Source organism: Protaetiibacter larvae (genome assembly GCF_008365275.1).
In the GTDB taxonomy this organism is placed as follows: Bacteria; Actinomycetota; Actinomycetes; order Actinomycetales; family Microbacteriaceae; genus Homoserinibacter; species Homoserinibacter larvae.
The window spans coordinates 2,143,236-2,162,835 of sequence record NZ_CP043504.1 but is presented as its reverse complement, the minus strand read 5'-3'; the positions used below and the strand labels follow the sequence as shown (position 1 = coordinate 2,162,835).

The window sequence follows — 19,600 nt, the reverse complement described above, 5'->3', positions numbered from 1 at the left end:
CATGTACGAGGACCGCGATCGGCTCACGACGCTGTGGGGCGAAGAGCTGCAGCTGTTCCGCGAGCTGCACCCGCGCTCGGGGGAGCTGTGGGAGCAGGCTCGCGCGCACCTGCCCGGCGGGGTGCCCATGCTGTGGATGGCGAAGTGGCCGGGCGACTGGCCCGTGTACGTGGCGGATGCCGCGGGCGCCCACTTCCGCTGCGCGGACGGCATCGACCACGTCGACCTGTGCCTCGGCGACACGGGGGCGATGGTGGGCCACGCGCCCGCCGCATCCGTCGCCGCGATCAACGAACGGCTCGCGAAGGGCGCCACCTTCATGCTGCCGACCGCGGACGCCGCGGCCGCGGCGGGGCTGCTCGCCGAGCGCTTCGGACTGACGGAGTGGCAGTTCACCCTCTCGGCCACCGACGCCAACCGGCACGTGCTGCGCTACGCACGGCAGGCGACCGGCCGGCGCAAGGTGCTCGTGATCGACCACTGCTACCACGGCACCGTCGACGAGGCATACGCGACCCTCGACGACGCGGGACGCGTGGTGTCGCGGCGCGGAAACATCGGGGCGCCGGTGCCGCTCGACGAGACCACCGTCGTGGTGGAGTTCGACGACGTGACGGGGCTCGAGGCGGCGCTCGCGACGGGCGAGGTCGCCGCCGTGCTCGTCGAGCCCGCCATGACGAACGTCGGCATCGTGCTGCCGCAGCCCGGCTGGCACGAGGCGGTGCGCGCCGCCTGCGACCGCACCGGCACGATTCTCGTGATCGACGAGACCCACACCCTGTGTGCGGGCCCGGGGGGCATGACCGCGCGCGACGGGCTGCGGCCGGACGTCGTGGTCGTCGGCAAGACGATCGGCGGCGGCATCCCGGCGGCGGCCTGGGGCATGACGCACGAGCTCGCCGAACGGGTGCGCGACAGCCTCGCCTGGGGCGGCGAGGGTCGCGAGGACCTCGACGTCGGGGGAGTGGGCGGCACCCTCGCCGGCAACGCCGTCTCGCTCGCCGGCATCCGCGCGACGCTCGCCGAGGTGCTCACCCCCGAGGTGTACCCGGGGATGATCGCGCGCGCCGCCGAATGGACCGCCGGCGTGCAGGCGGCGATCGACGAGTTCGGCGCCCCCTGGCAGGTGACCCAGCTCGGCGCACGCGCCGAGTACAGCTTCCGTCCCACGGCACCCGTGAACGGGCGCGAGGCGGCGGATGCCGAGGACTTCGCCCTGCAGCAGTATCTGCACCTGCACGCCCTCAACCGCGGCATCCTCGTGACGCCGTTCCACAACATGGCGCTCATGTCGCCTGCCACTACCTCCGCCGACGTCGAGCGCCACACGGTCGCCTTCCGCCAGGCGGTCGCATCCCTCTACGCGTGAGTCTGCGTCGTCGGTTCGCCATCACTCGCTGATCGAGTGCCGCCGAAGGCGGTGTATCGAGATCAGCACGCCTGCAGGGTGTTGGTTTCGATACGCCGCTGCGCGGCTACTCAACCAACGGAGTAGGGCCGCTGCGCGGCTACTCAACCAACGGAGTAGGGCCGCTGCGCGGCTACTCAACCAACGGAGTAGGCCGCTGCGCTCGACTCACTCGCCGCCCACTCGCTGATCGAGTGCGCCGCGCAGCGGCGTGTATCGAGATCAGCCCCTCAGAACGCGAGGCGCAGGGTCGTGTAGGGGTCGGCGAGCTCGGCGAGCGTCGAGGCGGCGAGGGCCTGGTCGAGGAGACCCTCGCGCACCAGCAGCTCGAGGGCGACGGGCGTCGTGGCGCGGTGGGCGCCGTCGAGCGATTTCACCGCGACGGCCTCGCCCGTGGGCGTGACGAGCACGAGAACGCCCTCGGCGCCGAGCTTGGCGATGAGTCCGGTGCGCTCGATGACGACGGTGTTGGCGCGTCCCGGGCCGTCGAGCGCCCAGGCGTGGGCGCGGATCGCGTCGCCGAGTGCGGTGCCGGCGCGTGCCGTGCGCGAGGCGGCGCGCGCGAGACCCGCGAGGCTCAGCACCGGCACGGGGGCTCCGCAGCCGTCCACTCCGAGGTGCGCGAGCGGCTCGCCCGCGAGCTCCGCGGCGAGCGCGAGCACCGCACGCTGCACGGGGTGCTCGGGGTCGAGGTAGCTCGCGGTGTCCCAGCCGTTCATCACCGCTGCGGCGAGGAAGCCGGAGTGCTTGCCCGAGCAGTTCATGGTGATCCGCTCGGGTCGACTCGCTGCGCGGCGCGACGCCGGATCTCCCGGCCAGTCGGGCGGGCACTGCAGCGCAGCGGCATCGAGTCCTGCACCGGCGAGCATCCGCTCGACGACCGCCACATGCGCGGGCGTTCCGGCGTGGCTCGCGGCCGAGAGCACGGTCTCCTCGGCGTCGAACGCGACCCCCAGTCGCGCAACCGCGGTCGCCTGGACGAGCTTGAGCGTCGACCGTGGGTACACGAGCGCGTCGGGGTCGCCGAGCGCGCGCAGGATGCCGCCGTCGGCGCCCACGAGCACCGCGGCACCGAGATGCCGCGACTCGGGCCAGCCCGATCGCTCGACGACGGCGAGCTCGACCGAGCTCGCGGCGTCGAGCGGGCCGGTCACGCGCCCGCGGCCGCGAAGGCCTCGTCGAGCACCGACACCGCGTCGGCGAGCAGCTCGTCGCTGAGCGCGAGGCTCGGCAGGAAGCGCAGGACGTTGCCGTAGGTGCCGGCGGTGAGCACGAGCACGCCGCGCTGGGCGGCCTCGGCGGCGATCGCGTTCACGAGGTCGGCGCGCGGGGCGCGGGTCGCGGGGTCGAGCAGCTCGACGGCGAGCATCGCCCCGATGCCGCGCACCTCTGCGATCACCGGGTAGCGCTCGCGCAGCGCCTCGAGCGCCGGCCGCAGCCCCGCCTCGATGCGCTTCGCCTCGCCGAGCAGCCCGTCGCGCTCGATCCGCTCGAAGACGGCCACGGATGCCGCACACGCCACCGGGTTGCCGCCGAAGGTGCCGCCGAGCCCGCCGGGCTGGGAGGCGTCCATGATCTCCGCGCGGCCCGTGACGCCCGCGAGCGGCAGGCCGCCCGCGATGCCCTTCGCCGAGAGCACGAGGTCGGGGACGAGCCCGAAGTGCGCAGCCGCGAAGTAGACGCCCGTGCGGGCCATGCCGCTCTGGATCTCGTCGGCGATGAACACGATGCCGTTCGTGGTGCACCACTCCTGCAGCGCGGGCAGGAAGCCGTCGGCGGGCACGATGAAGCCGCCCTCGCCCTGGATGGGCTCGACCACGAGGCACGCGAGGTCGGATGCGCCCACGGTCTTCTCGAGGTAGCCGATCGTGCGGGCGGCGGCGGTCGCGCCGTCGAGCCCGTCGTGCAGCGGGTACGAGTTCGGGGCGCGGTAGACGTCTCCCGCGAAGGGTCCGAACCCGAGCGAGTACGGCATGGCCTTGAAGTTCATGGCCATCGTGAGGTTGGTGCGCCCGTGGTAGGCGTGCTCGAGCACGGCGACGCCCGAGCGGCCGGTGTACTTGCGGGCGATCTTGACGCCGTTCTCGACCGCCTCCGCGCCGGAGTTCACGAGCACCGTCTTCTTGGCGAAGTCTCCCGGGGTGTGCTCGGCGAGCAGCTCCGCGACCCGCACGTACTCCTCGTAGGGGGTGATGGTGAAGAGGGTGTGGACGACGTCGGCGAGCTGCGCCTGGGCGGCCGCGACGACCGCGTCGTCGGTGTGGCCGATCGTGGTCACGCCGATTCCGGCGCCGAGGTCGATGAACTGGTTGCCGTCGACGTCCACGAGGATCGCCCCGTGCGCGCGCTCGATGAACACCGGCAGCGCGCTCGACACCCCCGCCGACACGGCGGCACGTCGGCGCTCCTGGAGGGCGATCGATCGCGGTCCGGGAACCGCGGTGACGAGACGGCGCTCGGCGACGAGCGGCGCTACCGTGGGGGGCGTCAGAGTGTCGGTCATGGCTGCGATTCTAGCCCCGGCGCCCGAAGCCGAGCCGCTGCGGAATCCGCGGCGTTCGCGCCCGTGAAGTGAGGAATCACATGGATCACCGTCACAACTATGCGGTTTCCGTCGAGTGGACGGGCAATCGAGGGAGCGGGACGACGGGCTATCGCGACTACGGACGGGAGCACGTGGTGCGCGCCGACGGCAAGCTGCACGAGCTCGCGGGGTCGAGCGACCGGGTCTTCCACGGCGATCGGGAACGCTGGAACCCCGAGGAGCTGCTGCTCGCGGCACTCGCCCAATGCCACCTGCTGAGCTATCTGCACGTCGCCACCGCGCGCGGCATCGTCGTGGTCGAGTACCAGGACGCCGCGGTGGGGGAGCTCGTGCAGGCCCCCGACGGCGGCGGGCGGTTCACGAGCGCGACCCTGCGGCCCGTCGTCACGATCGCGGAGGGTGACGTCGAGGACGCCCTCGATGCGCACCGGGAGGCATCCGAGAAGTGCTTCATCGCCGCGTCGGTGAACTTCCCCGTCCACCACGAGCCGCGCATCCGGTTCGCGAACGACTCAGGGAGCTGAGTGGCTGTCGAGGTGCGAGTACAGCTCGGCGCGCTCCGCGTCAAGTGATTGCAGCTCGGCGAGCTTGTCGTTGTAGCTGCGCACGTCGGCGTTGAGGGCGACCCGCTCGGCCTCCACGGCGCTCTGGCGGTCCTCGAGCGCCGTGCGGGCGCGGTCGAAATCCTCCGGCGAGTCGAACTCGCCCCGATCGGCGCGGGCGTTGAAGGCTTCGATGTCCGCGTTGAGCGCGGCCACCTTGTCGTCGTACGCCACCGAACGCGCCTGCAGCTCCGCGGAGGCGGCGTCGAGCTCCGCCCCCAGCTGGTCGATCCGATCGGCGTAGCCGTCGAGCTGGGAGGTCGAGCCGTTCTCGAAGGCGACGATCCGCGCGCGATCGCTGAACACCTGCGCGTAGTGCTGCTCCAAGGCGGCCGGGAGCTGTGCGTACTCGGTGCCGAGCCGGGAGTGCCACTCGTCGAGGCGCTGATCCTCCGGGTAGCTCGCGACGACCGCCAGGTTCGGATCCGTGTCGGGAAGGGTGGCGACGACGTCGCTCACGAGCGCGTCGATGCGCGCGGTCTCCTCCGGGCTGAGCCGGTCGTGGACGGCATGCAGCAGTTCGTGGGCGGCCGTCACCTCGATCGTGCCCGCGAGGCGCTCATCGGTGACGTCGTACACGTAGATCCGCCCGCGGTAGTAGCAGCCCAGCACGATCGTCGCCTCGATGTCGCAGTGCGCCTGGAACTCGTTCGCCTGCTCGATCCGCGGGCGGCTCGCGAAGAACACGCGCCGCCCGTCCTCGGTGAGCGCGAGCGACGCGGCGAGCTCCGAGATCTGCGCGCTCGGCGGTTGCGTCCAGACCACCCATTGGTCGGCGTACGCCTGCCGGCGCCCGGCGTCCCAGGGTGCCGCCGCCACGAGTCCGACCACGAGCAGCGCGACGAGGATCCCCCCGACCCACCGGCCGACGCCGTGCCCGCGTCGCACCCGCGGTCGGTACTGGGCCGCCGCCGGCACCGGGGCGGTCGGTGTGCGCTCGCTCGCCCAGCCCGCCCCGGGCGGGAACGGGTCGACCGGGGTTCCGGGCGGGTCGGGCGGCCAGCTCACGGGCGGCTCAGAGGGTCGCGAGCGCGGTCTCGAGCACGCCCGCGGCGTCGTCGATGAGCTCCTCGCTGATGACGACGCTCGGCAGCAGCCGCAGCACGGAGTCCCACGAGCCGGCGTCGAGGGGGATGACGCCGTGGGCGGTCGCGTGCCGCAGCACGGTCGTGAGCGCGGCGGGGTTCGGGGTGGTGGTGCCCGGCTCGACGAGCTCGATGCCGAACATGGCGCCCTTGCCGCGCACCTCGCCGACCACGCCGAAGCGTTCCGGCCAGTCGCCGATCCGGGCGGTGATGGCCCGCTCGACGCGCTGCGCCTCGCCGATGAGGTCGTCGCGCTCGATGATCTCGAACACCTTGAGGGCGGCCGCGGTCGACACCGGGTTGCCGCCGAAGGTGCCCCCGATACCGCCCGGCTGCACGGCATCCATGATGTCCGCGCGGCCCGTGACGGCGGCGAGCGGCAGACCCCCCGCGATGCCCTTGGCGCTCGTCACGAGGTCGGGCACGACCCCGTGGTGCTCGATCGAGTACCACGCACCCGTGCGGGCGATGCCGGCCTGGATCTCATCGGCGACGAAGACGATGCCGTTCTCCTCGCAGAACCGCTTGATGGCCGCGAAGTAGCCGGGCGCCGGGATGATGATCCCGCCGTCGCCCTGGATCGGCTCGGCGAAGAACGCCGCCACCTCGGTCGCCCCGATGTGGGTCTCGATGTAGTCGATCGTCTTCGCGGCCGCCTCCTCGCCGCTGAGCCCGTCGCGGAACGGGTACGAGATCGGCACCGAGTACAGCTCGCCGGGGAACGGCCCCATGCCGGCGCGCTCGGGCCACGGCCGGTAGGTCATCGCCATCGTCAGGTTGGTGCGGCCGTGGAAGGCGTGGTCGAGGCTCACGATCGCGCGCCGCCCCGTGAAGCGGCGGGCGATCTTGACGGCGTTCTCGACGGCCTCCGCCCCCGAGTTCACGAGGATGCTGTGCTTCTCGAAGTCGCCCGGGGTGATCTGGGCGAGCTTCTCGGCCACCCGGATGTAGTTCTCGTACGGCGTGACCGTGAAGAGCGTGTGGGTGAGCTTGGCGGCCTGCTCGGCGACGGCGGCCGCGACCTCGGGGTGGGCGTGGCCGATCGTGGTGACGCCGATCCCGCAGCCGAGGTCGATGAGCTGGTTGCCGTCGACATCCACGAGGATCGCGCCGGCGCCGTGATCCATGTAGATGTTGGCGAGCGTGCCCGCCCCGCGCGAGACGCTCGCGACGCGACGCTCCTGAAGCTCACGGGAGCGCGGGCCGGGCAGTTCCGTGACGAGCTTGCGCTCCTGGGGCACGCTGAAGACCATGCCGTCGAGTCTAGGTCGCGGTACCTGCGGGAACCGTTCACCGGATACCAAGGATCGATACGGCAGGATGGGACTCTTCCCCCACAGCCTTCGAGGAGTCCTCCGTGCCCCGCGCCCTTCCCGCCCTGACCGTCGCTGCGCTCGCGGTCGCCCTCGTCGGTTGCTCCGCGACCACCCCCGAGCCCGAGAAGACGGATGCGCCTGTCGCCGCGGAGTGCGCTTCCTCGGGTTCGGTGTCCGAGTCGATCGACGTCACGGGTGAGCTGGGCTCCGCGCCGACCGTCGACTTCGACGCCCCGCTCGAGCTCGACGCGACGCAGCGCACCGTCGTCATCGAGGGCGACGGCGACGCGGTGCCCAAGGGCGCGATCGTCTCGGTCGACTTCACCCTGTACAACGGCGCGAACGGCGAGCTCCTCACGACGACGGGCTACGCGGAGGGCGAGCCGGCGCGCCTCGTGCTCGACCCGATCCAGCTCCTCCCGGGCCTCGTGAAGTCGATCGTGTGCACCCCCGTCGGCTCCCGCGTGGTGGGCGCCGTGCCCGCCGCGGACGCCTTCGGCGACCAGGGGCTCAGCAACCTCGGCATCGCGCCCGGTGAGCCGGTGGTGTTCGTGATCGACGTGCTCGAGATCATCCCGGCGCGCGCGATCGGCGAGCAGCAGGAGGCTCCCGCGGGCTTCCCGGCGGTGGACCTCGCCGAGGACGGGACCCCGACGATCACGATCCCGCAGGACTTCGCGCTGCCCACCGAGACCGCCTCCGCGGTGCTCATCCGGGGTGCCGGTGCCGAGGTGCAGGCCACCGACACCATCTGGATCCAGTACCAGGGCGTCGACGCCGAGACGGGCGAGATCTTCGATCAGACCTGGGGCCGCGGCCCGTACAGCGGCTCGGCGAGCGGCTTCATCACCGGGTTCACGAACGCTCTCGTCGGCCAGACGGTGGGCTCGCAGTTCATCGTGGTGATCCCGCCCAAGGACGGCTACGGCGAGGCGAGCGACGCGAACACCAACCAGCTCGCGGGCAAGACGCTCATCTTCGTCGTCGACGTGCTCGCGGCATCCCCCGGGAACTGAGAGTCGCCGCGCCGGTTCCGCGGCGTGCTGGCTAGGCTCGGAACATGACCCGTCGTCGCGTACTCGTGCTCGGCTCCACGGGTTCGATCGGCGTGCAGGCGCTCGAGGTGATCGCGGCGAACCCCGACCGCTTCGAGCTCGTGGGGATCGCCGCGGGGAGCAACGCGGACGCCCTCGCCCGGCAGGCGCGCGAGGCGGGGGTCGCGCGCACCGCTCTCGGGATCGACGAGGCGGTGGCACTCGTCCACGACGTTCCCGCGGATGTGGTCGTCAACGGCATCACGGGCTCGGTCGGGCTCGCGGCGACCCTCGCGGTGCTCCGATCCGGCGCGAGCCTCGCCCTCGCCAACAAGGAGAGCCTCATCGTCGGCGGCGAGCTTGTGCTCGCCGCGGCCGCTCCCGGGCAGATCGTGCCGGTGGACTCGGAGCATTCCGCGCTCGCGCAGGCGCTGCGCGCGGGGGAGCGCGGCGAGGTGCGGCGGCTCGTCGTGACGGCGTCCGGGGGGCCCTTCCGCGGGCGCACGCGCGAACAGCTCGCCAGGGTGCGACCGGAGGACGCCCTCGCGCATCCCACCTGGAACATGGGCCGGGTGGTCACCACGAACTCGGCGACCCTCGTCAACAAGGGGCTCGAGGTGATCGAGGCCCACCTGCTGTTCGGCATCGACTACGACCGGATCGACGTCGTCGTGCACCCGCAGTCCATCGTGCACTCGATGGTCGAGTTCGCCGACGGATCCACGATCGCCCAGGCGTCGCCGCCCGACATGCGCCTTCCGATCTCGCTGGCACTCGACTGGCCGCATCGCGTGCCCGACGCCGGCGCGCCGCTCGACTGGACCCGCGCGCAGCGGTGGGACTTCGAGCCGCTCGACGACGAGACCTTCCCCGCGGTCGCCCTCGCGCGCCGCGTCGGCGCGCTGGGCGGCACCTATCCGGCGGTCTACAACGCCGCCAACGAACAGGCCGTCGACGCCTTCCACGCGCACCGCGTGCCCTTCCTGGGGATCGTCGAGACCATCCGGCGGGTCGTCGACGCGCACCGGCCCGGGCCTGTCACCCTGGAAGGCGTGCTGGCCGCTGAAGCGTGGGCCCGTGACGAGGCCGATCGGCTGCTCGCCGGGGGCGTGAACGGATGACCCGCCGGGCGCTCTCCGGGTCGCTCGCGGCGCTGCTCGTCGCCGCGGGGCTGACGGCCCTCGGGATCGCCCAGCCGGCCGCCGCGTGCGCGTGCGGCGCCGCGGCGCCGCCTGACGGCGTGCACGTCTCGGTCGGCGAGGAGCACGCGATCGTCACCTACAGCGCGGGCGTCGAGCGGATCGACCTCGTGCTCGACATGCTCGCGGAGAGCCCCGACACGGGCCTCATCGTGCCGACCCCGGCCCCGGCGACCGTGTCCCTCGGCGAACGCGGGCTGTTCGACGCCGTCGAACGGCAGACCGCACCGCAGCGCGAGGTGCGGGAGGACTGGTGGGGCATCGATGTGGGGGGCGCCGCGGGAGGTGAACCCGTGGTCCTCAGCGAGGTCGACCTGGGCCCCGTGCAGGGAGTCACCCTCGCGGCATCCGACGCGGCAGGGCTTGCCGCCTGGCTCGGCGCGAACGGATACATCATCGACCCCGCCGTGCAGGCGCTGCTCGGCGACTACGTGGCACGCGGGTGGTCGTTCTCGGCGCTCAAACTGAGCGGTGAGGAGCCGCTCGCCGGGGCGCTCGACCCCGTCCGGATCGAGTTCCCGGTGGCCGCGCCCGTGTATCCGCTGCTGCTCTCGCAGGCGGCATCGAGTCCGCAGACGGTGCGGCTGTACCTGTTCGGCGACGACGGGATGCAGGCCGAGTTCGCCGACGGCTCGCCCTTCCCCGGCTCCGTCACCTGGGCGGGTCCGGTCGACAACCCGCGCCTGGTGTCCCTCGGCTCGTACCTCACGGTGCTCGAGGCGTACTTCGCCAATCCCTCATCCCAGATCAGCGGGGATCTCGTGCTCAGCTCGACGGGGGAACGGCGCGACTACCGCCCGGTGGTCGAGGAGGTGCGGCCGGTGCAGCTGCTCGGCATCCCCTTCGGGATGCTGCTGTTCGGGTTCGGGGTGCTCGTGGTGGTCGTGCTCGTGCTCATGGGGCTCAGCACCCGCCGCAAGCGGACCCGCCGGATCCGCGCCCGCGGCTACTGAGCCGGCGCCGCCCGGCGACGGTCGGCGCGCTCACAGCCGCGAGGCCCTAACCTGGCGCGGTGGAAACCGTGCTCCTCTACGTGCTCGGCATCGTGATCGTCGTCGTCGGTCTCGCGCTGTCGATCGGATTGCACGAGCTCGGGCACCTGGTGCCGGCGAAGCTGTTCAAGGTCAAGGTCGGCCAGTACATGATCGGCTTCGGACCCACCCTGTTCTCGCGGAGGAGGGGTGAGACCGAGTACGGCGTGAAGGCCATCCCGCTCGGCGGCTACATCTCGATGGCCGGCATGTACCCGCCCGCGAAGGGTGGCGGTGCGGCCCGCACGGCCAACACGGGCTTCTTCGACATGCTCATCCAGGACGCCCGCGAGCAGTCGGCCGAGACCGTCACCCCGGGCGCCGAGGATCGCGTCTTCTACAAGCTGCCCGTGCACAAGCGGATCGTGATCATGCTCGGCGGCCCCGTGATGAACCTGCTCATCGCGATCGTGCTCTACGGCGTCGTGCTGTGCGGCTTCGGGATCCCGCAGTACTCGACCACGCTCGGAAGCGTCAACGCGTGCGTCGCCACGACCGCCGGCCAGACCGAGTGCGGCCCCGACGACCCCGTCTCGCCGGGGGCGGCCGCGGGCCTCAAGCCGGGGGATCGGATCGTGTCGATCGACGGGACGGAGATCACCAGCTGGGAGCAGGCCACCTCGATCATCCGCACGAGCCCGGAGACGGCGCTCGCGGTCGTCGTCGAGCGCGACGGGGCCGAGCAGACCCTCGAGGTGACGCCCATCCTCTCCGAGCGGCCCGTCGTCGACGAGAACGGCCGGCCCGTGACCGACGAGGACGGCGCGACGGTCACGCAGGACGTCGGTTTCGTGGGCATCGCCCCGGCGACCGAGAAGGTGCAGCAGCCGGTGACGGCGGTGATCCCCGCCGTGTGGGACAACTCGGTGCGCGTGGGCCAGATCGTCGTGACGTTGCCGCAGCGGCTCGTGCAGGTGGCGCAGGCCGCGTTCGGCGGCGACGAGCGCGACCCCAACGGCCCCATCAGCGTCGTCGGCGTCGGACGCCTCGCGGGCGAGATCACCGCCCTCGACGCCGCCCCCGTCGCGGACCGCGCGGCGACCCTCATCCAGATGCTCGCGGCGCTCAACGTGGCGCTGTTCGTGTTCAACCTCATCCCGCTGCTGCCCCTCGACGGTGGTCACGTCGCGGGCGCCCTGTGGGAGGCGATCCGGCGACGCTTCGCGAAGCTCTTCGGCCGTCCCGATCCCGGCCCCGTCGACATCGCGAAGCTCCTGCCGCTCACCATGGTCATCGTGGGCATCCTCGCGGTCTCGAGCGCGCTGCTCATCTACGCCGACATCGTCAACCCGGTCACCCTGCAGTAGCGACCCTGGCGGGCGTCGGCGGCCGGTGACAGGATGCCGCCATGAGCGGTGAGATCCGGGTCGTGCCGGCCAACCAGGTCAGCTGGGACCAGCTGCAGACCGTGTTCCTGCAGGGCGGTGAGGCGGCGGCATGCCAGTGCCGGTGGTTCCGGGTGACGGGGCGCGAGTATTCGGAGATGCCGCGCGAGGAGCGTGCGGCGCGTCTGCGCGAGGAGGCGGCCTGCGGGCATCCCGATGCGCGCACCACGAGCGGCATCGTGGCCTTCATCGACGACGAGCCGGTCGGATGGTGCGCGGTCGGGCCGCGCACCTCGTACCCCCGGCTGGCGACCTTGCGCGTGCCGTGGACGGGGCGCGCGGAGGATCGGGGCGATGCGGATGTCTGGGCCGTCGTCTGCTTCGCCGTGCGCGCGGGGTTCCGGCGGCGCGGGGTGAGCGGGGCGCTCGCCGCGGCATCCGTCGACTTCGCACGCGAGCGGGGGGCGCGCGCGATCGAGGGCTACCCCAAGCAGCTCGCGCCCGGCAAGGAGGAGGTCTGGGGCGAGCTGTTCGTCGGAACGCCCAGCATCTTCGCGGCGGCCGGTTTCCGCGAGGTGTCGCATCCCACACTGCGACGCAGTGTCATGCGGCGCGAGCTCGACTGACGCGCGCGAGGCGGCTCAGGCGAGCAGTTGCGCCAGCCGCGCCGCCTGGTGGCGATGGCCGATCGTCTCGTAGCCGACGATCGTGACGGTCGGCGCGAGCACCACGAGGCCCAGCCACACGCTGAGCGGTGCGCCCGCGGCGGCCGCGGCGAGGGCGGCCGCGAGCAGCACGAAGGCGAGCCCGAAGAGCAGCACGTGGAACGGGTCGAACGCCGACAGCAGCAGCGAGTAGAGCGTGAAGAACGCCAGCAGCAGCACGGCGACCGGGATGATCACCGCGCCCGCCACCTCGACCGCGCCCAGCTCGCTCTCGCCCTCCGTGGCCATCGCCGCGACATCCAGACCCGCGCCCGTCGCCACGAGCGCGCCGAACACGACGAGGTGCCCGTAGCCCCACACCCATGCGCGCTCTCGGTAGCGGGCGAGCACGGGGCCGGACGGGATCATGAAGTACACCCACCACAGCGCGAAGGCGAGGGCGGTGCCCGCGAAGCCGACGAGCGCGGCGTCGAGACTCCAGCCGTGCTCGTGCACGACCGCGCTGATCGTCGTCGCGGTGCCGAGGATCACCTCGCCGAGGGTGATGATGACGAGCAGCCCGTAGCGCTCGGCGATGTGGTGCGGATGCCACGGGATCGTGCCGAACTTCCGCTCCGCCGCGTACGGCCCGGCGATCTCGATGACGTAGAGCGGCACGATCGCCACGACTGTCGCCCAGATCGGCAGGTGCAGGATCGCGACGGTCACCCATCCGATCTGCGCCGCCGAGATCGACACGGCGTAGCTGATCGCGGTGCGCCGGTGGTTCGGGTCCTGCACGGCCACCCGGATCCAGAGCGGCAGCAGGCCGAGCCGCATGATGACGTAGCCGGCCACGAGGATGCCGTTGTCGAGCTCCCCGTGGGCGATCGACGCGAAGACGTCGGGCACGCCGAGGCTGAGGATCAGCACGCCCACCATCTGCACGAGGGTCGCCAGCCTCAGGAACCAGTCGTCGGTGTCGAAGGCGGACGCCCACCACGAGTAGTTGATCCACGCCCAGCCCACCGCGAAACCCGCGAAGGCGAACGCGGCGAGCCCGCTCGCGGTGTGCCCCTCGGCGATCGCGTGGGCGAGCTGCGTCGAGGTGGCGCCGAAGGCGATCACGAAGGTGAGGTCGTAGAGCAGCTCGAGCGGCGTCGCGGCGCGATGCGACTCCTCGGGATCACGCCCGACGACACGGCGCAGGCGGTGGTGGAGGGGCGGGTGGCTGCTCACGGCGCGAGGGTAGCGTGAACCGCCGCCTGCGCGACACCTCGCACCGCGCGCACGGCGCTCGTTCGGGCGCCGTGCGGGCGACCGGTCTACGCTGGGAGACGTGCCCGCAGTGAACATCGGGATGCCGAAGGCAGCCCCCGAAACCCTCGCCCCGCGCCGCAAGTCCCGCCAGATTAAGGTCGGCAAGGTGCTCGTGGGCGGCGACGCTCCCGTGAGTGTGCAGTCGATGACGACGACGCCCACCACCAACATCAACGCGACGCTGCAGCAGATCGCCGAGCTCACGGCCTCCGGCTGCGACATCGTGCGCGTCGCGGTGCCGAGCCAGGACGACGCGGATGTGCTGCACATCATCGCGAAGAAGAGCCAGATCCCGGTCATCGCCGACATCCACTTCCAGCCCAAGTACGTGTTCCAGGCGATCGACGCCGGCTGCGCCGCGGTGCGGGTGAACCCCGGCAACATCCGCCTGTTCGACGACAAGGTGGGTGAGATCGCGAAGGCCGCGAAGGATGCCGGCGTCTCGCTGCGCATCGGCGTCAACGCGGGCTCGCTCGACAAGCGCCTGCTCGAGAAGTACGGCAAGGCCACCCCGGAGGCGCTCGTCGAGAGCGCCGTGTGGGAGGCGAGCCTCTTCGAGGAGCACGATTTCCACGACTTCAAGATCTCGGTCAAGCACAACGACCCGATCGTCATGGTGAAGGCGTACCGCCAGCTCGCCGAGCGCGGCGACTGGCCGCTGCACCTCGGCGTGACCGAGGCGGGCCCCGAGTTCCAGGGCACCATCAAGTCGGCGACCGCGTTCGGCATCCTGCTCTCGGAGGGCATCGGCGACACCATCCGCGTCTCGCTCTCGGCGCCGCCGGCGCAGGAGGTCAAGGTGGGGCTGCAGATCCTGCAGTCGCTCAACCTGCGCGAACGCAAGCTCGAGATCGTCTCGTGCCCGTCGTGCGGGCGCGCGCAGGTGGATGTCTACACGCTCGCCAACGACGTCACCGCGGGGCTCGAGGGCATGACCGTGCCGCTGCGCGTCGCCGTGATGGGTTGCGTCGTGAACGGCCCGGGCGAGGCGCGCGAGGCGGACCTCGGGGTGGCGTCCGGCAACGGCAAGGGGCAGATCTTCGTGAAGGGCGAGGTCATCAAGACGGTGCCCGAGTCGGAGATCGTGGCGACCCTCATCGAGGAGGCGCAGCGTCTCGCGGCCGAGATGCCCGAGGCGCCGAGCGGCACCCCCGAGGTCGTCACGGTCTAGTCCTCGCCCTCGACGCCCGCGCATCCCTCGGTTATCGTCGAAGGAGCGTCGATCGGAGAACGGGGGCGCCATGAGCGCACAACGCGTGGGAGCCGTGGTCGCAGTCGCGGTGGTGTCGCTGCTCGTGCTGACCGGATGCTCCCGCCCCCAGTTCCCGCGCAACGAGGACGGCGCGTTCGAGGGGACGGTCACCTCGGTGCGCGAGGACGGGCTGGATCTGCGGATCGGCGACGCCACGATGCGCGTCGACACCTGGGCCGTGTGCGGCGACGACACCGCGCGACACATCTCCGTCGGCGACGAGCTCGTCGTGTTCGCGGATCGCGAGACCTTCGACTACGACGCCTGGCGCATCCTCACGCCCGACGGCGACCCCGCCTGCCCGCGCTGACGTGCGACCGGCTGGGAGCGTTGGGTGGCCGTCGCGGGATGACGGCCCCTAGCGTCGAGGCATGAGAGCTTCTCGCCTCGGGGCCGTCGGTTCGCTGCTCGTGCTCGTGCTCGGCGGCGGGCTCGCGGGCTGTGCGGCACCCGTCACCGCGTCGTGCGTCAGCTGGGTGGACCTCTCGGATGCCGACGCGATGGCCGAGACGGCCGTGCTGATCGTCGCGGGGGTGGCGGATCCGGCCGACGGCACGGTCGAGTTGTTCTCCGGCCCCGGGGATCGTCACCGGGTGGTCGTCGAGGAGGTGCTCAAGGGCGACTTCTCGGGCGACGAGCTGTGGGCGGCGGCGCCGCGCGACTACTGCGTCGCCGAGCCGCCGCAACCCGCGACCGACCCCATCCCGAGCGGGGAGCGCATCCTGCTGTTCCTGCTGCCCGCCTCGCGCGACCCGGCCGCGAGCGAGGTTCCGGACGAGCTGGCGCAGGTGGAGGCCTGGCGCACCCTCACGCCGCTCGCGGGCGTGCTGCCGTTCCCGGAAGGGTCCGAGCCGCCCTTCGACACCGGGCGCTGAGCGGGCGCGACTATTGTGATCGGGTGCCCACGCTCCTGTCCCAGCTCTTCGTCCGCACCCTTCGCGAGGATCCCGCCGACGCCGAGGTGACCAGCCATCGGCTGCTCGTGCGCGCCGGATACATCCGCCGCCAGGCCCCGGGGGTGTTCGCGTGGCTGCCGCTCGGGCTGCGGGTGCGCGCCAAGATCGAGCGCGTCATCCGCGAGGAGATGGCCGCAGCCGGCGCCCAGGAGGTACTCTTCCCCGCGCTCCTGCCGCGCGAGCCCTACGAGGCGACCGGACGCTGGGAGGAGTACGGCGACGGCATCTTCCGCCTCAAGGACCGCAAGGGCGCCGACTACCTGCTCGCGCCCACCCACGAGGAGGTCTTCACGCTGCTCGTGAAGGACCTCTACTCGTCGTACAAGGACCTCCCGCTCACGATCTTCCAGATCCAGGACAAGTACCGCGACGAGGCCCGGCCTCGCGCCGGCCTGCTGCGCGGGCGCGAGTTCTCGATGAAGGACGCCTACTCCTTCGACTACACGGACGCCGGCCTCGACGTCTCCTACCAGGCGCAGCGTGACGCCTACGAGCGCATCTTCACGCGGCTCGGGCTCGACTACGTGATCGTGCAGGCGGACGCCGGGGCGATGGGCGGGTCGCGCTCGGAGGAGTTCCTGCATCCCACCCCGATCGGCGAGGACACCTTCGTGCGTTCGGCAAGCGGCTATGCGGCCAACGTCGAGGCCTACACGACGCCCGTCCCGGAGGCGCTGCCGATCGAGGGGCTCGCGGAGGCCGTCATCCACGACACCCCGAACACGCCCACCATCGCGACCCTGGTCGACGTCGCCAACGTCGTCGAGCCGCGCACCGACCGAGCCTGGGAGGCCGCGGACACCCTCAAGAACGTCGTGCTCGCCCTCACCCACCTCGACGGCTCGCGCGAACTCGTGATCGTCGCGGTGCCGGGGGACCGCGAGGTCGACCTCAAGCGCGCCGAGGTCGCCTTCGCGCCCGCCGAGGTCGAGCCCGCCACGGAGGCCGACTTCGAGAAGAACCCGCTGCTCGTGAAGGGCTACATCGGGCCGTGGTCGCCGACCGGAGCGGTGCTGGGGGAGGAGTCGGCCACCGGCATCCGCTACCTCGGCGACCCGCGGGTGGTCGACGGCACCTCGTGGATCACGGGAGCCAACGCCGACGGCAAGCACGTGTTCGGACTCGTCGCCGGGCGCGACTTCGGCTTCGACGGCACCGTCGAGATCGCCGAGGTGCGCGCGGGGGACCCCGCCCCGGATGGCTCGGGGCCGGTCGAGCTCGCGCGCGGCATGGAGATCGGGCACGTCTTCCAGCTGGGGCGCAAGTACGCCGACGCACTCGATCTCAAGGTGCTCGACGAGAACGGCAAGCTCGTGACGGTCACGATGGGCTCCTACGGCATCGGCGTGACGCGCATCCTGGCCGCGATCGCCGAGGCCACCGCCGACGACCGCGGGCTGCTGTGGCCGCGCGGCATCGCGCCCTTCGACGTGCATGTCGTGGCGACCGGCAAGGACGAGGTGGCGTTCTCGCTCGCCGCGTCACTCGCCGCCGAGCTGGAGGCGCAGCGTTTCGAGGTGCTCTACGACGACCGCCCCAAGGTGTCGCCCGGCGTGAAGTTCGGCGATGCGGAGCTGCTGGGCGTGCCCACCATCGTGATCGTGGGCCGAGGTGCCGCCGACGGTCTCGTCGAGCTGTGGGACCGCCGCACCAACGAGCGCACCGAGGTGCCCGCCGCCGACCTCGTGGAGCGCTTCACGGCATCCCTCGCCTGAGCGGCAGCACAGAATCGGGCGAGCGGGTCGAATCAACCGGATTGAAACGACCAGCTCGCCCGATCCTCGGGACTACTTGTCGAGCACGGCGGGGAGCGGCTCGATCTCGACCGGGTCGGGGAGGGTGATGACGCCCTCCACGATCGAGACGACGACGCTCCAGAAACCCTGCTCGGGGTTCTCGAAGGCGTAGCCGGGCACGAGCCAGGCGTTGCCGTCGACATCCCAGAGCAGCACGAGGGTCGCCTCCGCGTGCTCGAACGTCACGGTGACGGTCTCGGGGGTCGGCAGCGGTTCGGGCTCGATCACGTCCGGATCGACGGGGACGACGCCGGGATCGACGGGGACGACGCCGGGATCGATCGGCACGACGCCGGGATCGATCGGCACGACGCCCGGGTCCACCTCGTCTCCGGGCTGGACCGGCGGCTCCGCCGTCCCGAGTTCGCCCGACGCGGAGCGGGCCAGCCCGCTGTCGGCGGCGAAGGCCACCATCCCGCCGCCCGAATAGGCGGGGCCGGCGGCGCCGAACCAGCGGCCGTCGCTCAGCCGTTCCACCGCGGCGGCCGCCGAGACGGTGTCGTACTCGCCGCGCGCCACGACCTCGATCGAGTGACCGCTCGCCCACGCGATCTTGCCGAGCGGGGTCCAGGCGACGCTCCACTGCAGGGCGGTCGCCTGCCCGTCGACCACGAGGCTCGCCGTCGCGGTGGTCTGCCACGCGTCCGCAGTCACCTCGATCGCGTCCGCGGACACCTCGAATCCGGTCGCCGCGAAGAGGGTCGCGGCGAGCTGCCGCGCCTCATCCGCGCTCGGGGCGAGCGACGCGGATGCCGGGATCTCGGGCTGGCGGCAGTCCGAGAAGCTTGTGGCGGTGCCGTCCTCCGCGACGATCGGCACCTCCTCGCAGACCTGCTGCGGGTAGGCGGCGGGGTCGTTGTACCACCAGTCGCCCGTGCCCGCCCAGCTCAGCGTGAGCGACGGCGCGGATCCGTCCTCCGGTCCCACGACGTAGCTCGGGTACTCGGGGGTCGAGTAGCTCCCGGCGCGCGACGCACCGTCGAGACCGAGCGCCGCCGCGGCGTCCCGCAGCACCGACTCCGGGTCACCCGCGCGGCGCAGCTCGTAGACGCCGCCGCGCCCGCCCTCCGTCGAGAGGCCGGCGCCCGCGAGGTACTCGTAGTTCGCCCACAGCGCCAGCCGGCTGTCGGTCGCGAAGGATGCCGCTTCGGCACCGCCCGCACCTGCGGCGGCGAACAGGGGTGCCGGGGCCGCGAACGGGTTCCCCACCACGAGCGCGCCCACCGACACGGCGGCCACGGCGACGAGCCCGATCCCCGCGCCGCGTGCGGCGCGCCCGTGACGCACCAGGCGCGGGGCCCGGCGGTCGGGGGCGCCCGTGACGATCGCGGGATCGAGCTCGGGGGCGGATGCGGCGGATGCCGCGCGGTGCAGGCGCGCGACGGGGTCGTCGAATTCGTTCATACCCTGTCTATGTCGCGGAGGGCAGCGATCTTTCACCCGAGGCGGAACCGGGTGCGTCGCCGGCCAGTTCGGAGGCGAGCGCCTTCCGGGCACGGTGCAGCCGGATGCTCACGGCGTTCGCGCTCACCCCGAGCGCGATGGCGGCCTGCGCGACCGGCATCTCGTCGAGCACGACGAGGGCGAGCACCTCGCGGTGTCGGGCGGGCAGTCGCCGCCAGGCGTCGGCGAGACCCGGGTCGGCGTCGAGCAGGATGTCGGCCGCCGGGGCCGAGTCGGGAGCGCTCAGCAGCCCGAGCGCGCCCGCGCGACGGGCTGCCCGACGCCGGTGGTTGGCGACCTGGTAGCCGGCGATCCGGTACAGCCAGGGCAGTTCCTCGCCCGCCGTGACGTGCGCCCGCTTGCGCCAGGCGATCGCGAACACGTCGGCGGCGAGGTCCTCCACATCGTCGCGGTGCACGCGGCGTGCGAGGTAGGCGCTCACCGCGGGGAGGTGTCGGCGGTAGACGTCCTCGAACTCGGCGCGTGCGTCGGGCATGCATCCAGTCTGGGGCCGTCCCGCCGGGTTCGACGACCCAACGTTTCGTGCGCATCCGGCGTCGTGCGTTCCGGCTGCCCGCTCCGGTAGAGTGGTCGGTCGCACCCGCTGCATCTCGCGGGGGCGTGAGATCTGAATATCGGAGGCT

18 protein-coding genes are annotated in these 19,600 nt (G+C 72.1%); 11 read left to right on the top strand and 7 right to left on the bottom strand.

Going from position 1 to position 19,600, the window contains the following annotated elements; translation table 11 throughout:
• Position 1: 1 nt before the first annotated feature.
• The gene (locus FLP23_RS10205) at positions 2-1,369 is read left to right on the top strand and encodes a transaminase (protein ID WP_149326280.1); all 1,368 of its coding nucleotides are present in this window, start codon (positions 2-4) and stop codon (positions 1,367-1,369) included.
• A gap of 269 nt (positions 1,370-1,638) precedes the next feature.
• On the opposite strand, the gene FLP23_RS10200 is transcribed toward FLP23_RS10205, so the two are convergent.
• On the bottom strand, positions 1,639-2,562 hold the full coding sequence (locus FLP23_RS10200) for an asparaginase (RefSeq protein WP_149325761.1): 924 nt from the start codon (positions 2,560-2,562) through the stop codon (positions 1,639-1,641).
• Positions 2,559-3,911, bottom strand: coding sequence for a 4-aminobutyrate--2-oxoglutarate transaminase (gabT, locus tag FLP23_RS10195; RefSeq protein ID WP_149325760.1), 1,353 nt, complete (start codon positions 3,909-3,911; stop codon positions 2,559-2,561). Before gabT ends, FLP23_RS10200 begins: the two co-directional genes overlap by 4 nt.
• Before the next feature lie 80 nt (positions 3,912-3,991).
• Between gabT and FLP23_RS10190 the strand changes: the two genes are divergently transcribed.
• Positions 3,992-4,477: an OsmC family protein gene (locus tag FLP23_RS10190; RefSeq protein WP_149325759.1), complete on the top strand. Its 486-nt coding sequence runs from the start codon at positions 3,992-3,994 to the stop codon at positions 4,475-4,477.
• Here FLP23_RS10190 and FLP23_RS10185 read toward each other — a convergent pair.
• Positions 4,466-5,563, bottom strand: a complete 1,098-nt coding sequence (locus FLP23_RS10185; protein WP_149325758.1) for a hypothetical protein — start codon at positions 5,561-5,563, stop codon at positions 4,466-4,468. The two genes, FLP23_RS10190 and FLP23_RS10185, sit on opposite strands and share 12 nt — an antisense overlap.
• A gap of 7 nt (positions 5,564-5,570) precedes the next feature.
• Positions 5,571-6,893, bottom strand: coding sequence for an aminotransferase class III-fold pyridoxal phosphate-dependent enzyme (locus FLP23_RS10180; RefSeq protein WP_149325757.1), 1,323 nt, complete (start codon positions 6,891-6,893; stop codon positions 5,571-5,573).
• Between the two features lie 104 nt (positions 6,894-6,997).
• Between FLP23_RS10180 and FLP23_RS10175 the strand changes: the two genes are divergently transcribed.
• The 5 genes from FLP23_RS10175 to FLP23_RS10155 are packed head-to-tail and all read left to right on the top strand — an operon-like array spanning position 6,998 to position 12,171.
• Positions 6,998-7,972: an FKBP-type peptidyl-prolyl cis-trans isomerase gene (locus FLP23_RS10175; RefSeq protein ID WP_149325756.1), complete on the top strand. Its 975-nt coding sequence runs from the start codon at positions 6,998-7,000 to the stop codon at positions 7,970-7,972.
• Positions 7,973-8,016: 44 nt separating this feature from the next.
• Positions 8,017-9,111 (top strand): 1-deoxy-D-xylulose-5-phosphate reductoisomerase, encoded by a 1,095-nt coding sequence (gene dxr, locus FLP23_RS10170; protein ID WP_149325755.1) that lies wholly within the window; start codon positions 8,017-8,019, stop codon positions 9,109-9,111.
• Entirely contained in the window at positions 9,108-10,142 is a 1,035-nt protein-coding gene (locus tag FLP23_RS10165) for a DUF2330 domain-containing protein (protein WP_149325754.1), read from the top strand. The genes dxr and FLP23_RS10165 overlap by 4 nt, the downstream gene beginning before the upstream one ends.
• A gap of 59 nt (positions 10,143-10,201) precedes the next feature.
• Positions 10,202-11,527 (top strand): M50 family metallopeptidase, encoded by a 1,326-nt coding sequence (locus tag FLP23_RS10160; RefSeq protein ID WP_246139961.1) that lies wholly within the window; start codon positions 10,202-10,204, stop codon positions 11,525-11,527.
• 41 nt (positions 11,528-11,568) lie between these two features.
• A complete protein-coding gene (locus FLP23_RS10155) occupies positions 11,569-12,171 on the top strand; it encodes a GNAT family N-acetyltransferase (protein ID WP_149325753.1) in 603 nt (200 codons plus the stop codon).
• 15 nt (positions 12,172-12,186) lie between these two features.
• Here the strand turns inward: FLP23_RS10155 and FLP23_RS10150 are convergent, their stop codons facing one another.
• Positions 12,187-13,428 carry a low temperature requirement protein A gene (locus tag FLP23_RS10150; RefSeq protein ID WP_246139960.1) on the bottom strand — a complete coding sequence of 414 codons (1,242 nt, stop codon included), beginning with the start codon at positions 13,426-13,428 and terminating at the stop codon, positions 12,187-12,189.
• 121 nt (positions 13,429-13,549) lie between these two features.
• Between FLP23_RS10150 and ispG the strand changes: the two genes are divergently transcribed.
• The 4 genes from ispG to FLP23_RS10130 all read left to right on the top strand — a co-directional run bounded on the left by ispG (position 13,550) and on the right by FLP23_RS10130 (position 17,432).
• Entirely contained in the window at positions 13,550-14,680 is a 1,131-nt protein-coding gene (ispG, locus tag FLP23_RS10145) for a flavodoxin-dependent (E)-4-hydroxy-3-methylbut-2-enyl-diphosphate synthase (RefSeq protein WP_149326278.1), read from the top strand.
• Positions 14,681-14,750: 70 nt separating this feature from the next.
• Positions 14,751-15,071, top strand: a complete 321-nt coding sequence (locus FLP23_RS10140; RefSeq protein ID WP_149325751.1) for a hypothetical protein — start codon at positions 14,751-14,753, stop codon at positions 15,069-15,071.
• 61 nt (positions 15,072-15,132) lie between these two features.
• Positions 15,133-15,636, top strand: a complete 504-nt coding sequence (locus tag FLP23_RS10135) for a hypothetical protein (protein WP_149325750.1) — start codon at positions 15,133-15,135, stop codon at positions 15,634-15,636.
• A 23-nt stretch (positions 15,637-15,659) separates the two neighbouring features.
• Positions 15,660-17,432: a proline--tRNA ligase gene (locus FLP23_RS10130; RefSeq protein WP_210413850.1), complete on the top strand. Its 1,773-nt coding sequence runs from the start codon at positions 15,660-15,662 to the stop codon at positions 17,430-17,432.
• 72 nt (positions 17,433-17,504) lie between these two features.
• Here the strand turns inward: FLP23_RS10130 and FLP23_RS10125 are convergent, their stop codons facing one another.
• Together FLP23_RS10125 and FLP23_RS10120 are read right to left on the bottom strand one after the other, a co-directional pair.
• Positions 17,505-18,917, bottom strand: coding sequence for a hypothetical protein (locus FLP23_RS10125; protein WP_149325749.1), 1,413 nt, complete (start codon positions 18,915-18,917; stop codon positions 17,505-17,507).
• Positions 18,918-18,924: 7 nt separating this feature from the next.
• Positions 18,925-19,452: an RNA polymerase sigma factor gene (locus FLP23_RS10120; RefSeq protein ID WP_168200428.1), complete on the bottom strand. Its 528-nt coding sequence runs from the start codon at positions 19,450-19,452 to the stop codon at positions 18,925-18,927.
• Between the last annotated feature and the right edge of the window lie 148 nt (positions 19,453-19,600).